The following is a 2281-nucleotide window of genomic DNA, read 5'->3' on the forward strand; positions in this document are numbered from 1 at the left end:
AAATTCCCAAAACCGCCAGCAGGCGGGCGCTAGTGGTGTTATAGTCCAGTACCGCCTGATTCATCGTAAGCCGACTGTTAAGCAAAGCATTTTGAATATCAAGCAAATCGGTATTGGAACGTCGTCCGGCGTGGTATTCAATTAACGCCAGCCGGTAACTCTGCTGAGCCTGTTCTACTGCCTGTTGCTGAATGACAATTTGTTGCTCCTTTTCGAGTAGCCGGCTGTAGCCGCTCTGTACCTGAGTGGCGAGGCTTTTCTGGAAATACTCTTTCTGCCAGCGGACTTGCTCTGCACCGGCCCGGGCTTCGTCGATTTTAGCGTTAGTTATTTTACCGTCATAGAGCGGAAATTTGGCATTCAAGCCCCATAAATATCGCTTGTTTTTATCCAGCGAAAAAGACTCCAGGCCAAACTCCCAACCGAAAAATGCCTGCGCCGACACCTGTGGTTTACGGGCAGTTTGCTGTATTTTTACCTTCGTTTCCGCCTTTTGCATTTCCCAGCCAAACTGCTTCCAAATGGGATTGTTGTTGAGCGCCTTTGCCAGTAGGTTTTCTGAATGCTCTTCGAAAGTCAATACGTGCAGAGAATCCAGAGGCATCAGAATTTGAGGCGACTGCCGTCCCATTAACAAGCCGGTTTGAAAAGAGACTGTCTGATAATCGTTTTCGATTTTAAGCAAATAACCGTCGCTGGCGGCGATGTTCACGTCAATACGATTTAACTCCAACTGCGACATGTGCCCGGATTCCACCAGCAACCGGGCGTAACGCCGGTGCGTTTCCAATTGTTTGCGGTTTTCCAGCATGATCTGACGCTGATTGATCAACGACTGCAATTGAAAATAGTTGACGGTTATGGCTAACTTGAGGTTCAATTGTTCGTTAAGCAGAGTCTGTTCAAGCGACTGAACATCCGCTTGGGCAAATTCTCTGTCATATTTCAATTTTCCACCAGTATAGACCGGTTGACTGATGGAGACAGTGGGAAAAATGTCGTGTTCGATATTACCGAGCAATATACTTCTAAAACCCGGTACAATGTCAAGATAGCTATAAGAAAAATTGGCATCGATGCGCGGCAGAAGTTCACCTTCTGTCTGTTTTAATCTTGCCTGGCCGGCTTTAGTTTGAGCGACGTTTTTTTCAACAACTCATTATTAGCAAGCGCCTCGGACACGGCATCGGCGAGAGAGATGTAACCAGTATCCGGCAACATCGGGACAGCGGATTTGGTTAACTCGATCTGAGTCGGAACTGCTTCCGAAGAATCGGATTCAGGCATCTGCGTGAGCCCGGTACCGAGCCATAAAAGTATCACAACAGGCAAAATGAAAAAATCTTTAAACGGATTCAATTTTTCTCCTTAAGATGGAATTTGCAGGGAAAGAGCATAAAGATCATTCACCTGGTTTGTTAATTCGGTCAAAGTCGTTCCAATAGCTGTTTTGTCATCGGTAAAAACCTGTTGCGCCAGATGATCGATGGTTCGGGATAGTTCTTCCATAGCGGGAGTGAAAGTTGCGCTTTTTTCCGGGAATGGCGCCTGGAATACCCGATCCCGCAGAGATTGAATTTCCGGAACGATCTCTTTCAGGGAATGCCCGTTTGAATGCAATGTCTGTGCTGATTTAATGGTTTTTCGCAGAGCAAACAGGCGGTCGGAAACATACACTAAACCGTTTTCCTCGTGCATTTTCACAAACAGGCCGCAGGCGAAAGCACAATTGTTGAAAGCCATCTGGTATTTTTTATTCTGGACGTTATACGCCATTTCATCAAACAACATCTGCATAGTCTTCAGACGCCCAGCGAATTGAGAATCTCTTGCGTATTCCGGTGGCGGATTTTTAGCATACTGTTTTGGGATTTTGTCCCAAAGAACGCCTGCCTGCTGAATTTCCTGTAAGGATTTTTGGGCGGTTGCTTCGTCATTACTTTTCATGACTTTCTGAATCAGGGCGCAATAACTGCGCATGTGCTGACGCGCCGCCAACACCTGGCTGTCGAAGTCCTGAAGAGCCGGAGATTCCGCGGCTTGTGCCAGCATTGTCATTAACAGAATCACAATCAGACCAGCAACCAATTTCATGTTTTTCATTTTAACCTCGTTATTAATTGGGAATTTTGTTGGACTATTATTTCTGACTGTCGATTAATTTCTGATGAAGGTTTCTGAGCCTTTCTGCCAGAATTTCACGGATGGAATCTTCCTGCTTTTTCAATGGGTAAGACGGAATCAGATCCAGCACATTTTCGGGTGTTAGACTAGAATTGAA

Annotated in this window: 3 protein-coding genes; all 3 read right to left on the reverse strand. The window is 45.9% G+C overall.

Going from position 1 to position 2281, the window contains the following annotated elements; translation table 11 throughout:
• Positions 1 to 1021 (reverse strand): hypothetical protein (locus COT43_06540; protein PIS28334.1); only part of this gene is annotated, 1021 nt, incomplete at its 3' end.
• 86 nt (positions 1022 to 1107) lie between these two features.
• Positions 1108 to 1359 (reverse strand): hypothetical protein, encoded by a 252-nt coding sequence (locus COT43_06545; protein ID PIS28335.1) that lies wholly within the window; start codon positions 1357 to 1359, stop codon positions 1108 to 1110.
• A gap of 9 nt (positions 1360 to 1368) precedes the next feature.
• A complete protein-coding gene (locus COT43_06550) occupies positions 1369 to 2103 on the reverse strand; it encodes a hypothetical protein (protein PIS28336.1) in 735 nt (244 codons plus the stop codon).
• Between the last annotated feature and the right edge of the window lie 178 nt (positions 2104 to 2281).

It is taken from the genome of Candidatus Marinimicrobia bacterium CG08_land_8_20_14_0_20_45_22 (assembly GCA_002774355.1).
Taxonomy (GTDB): domain Bacteria; phylum Fidelibacterota; class UBA2242; order UBA2242; family UBA2242; genus 0-14-0-20-45-22.

Bases quoted from the DNA above. Each gene is read 5' to 3' on its own strand.
- COT43_06550 (PIS28336.1), bottom strand. From the start codon at position 2,103: ATGAAAAACATGAAATTGGTTGCTGGTCTGATTGTGATTCTGTTAATG.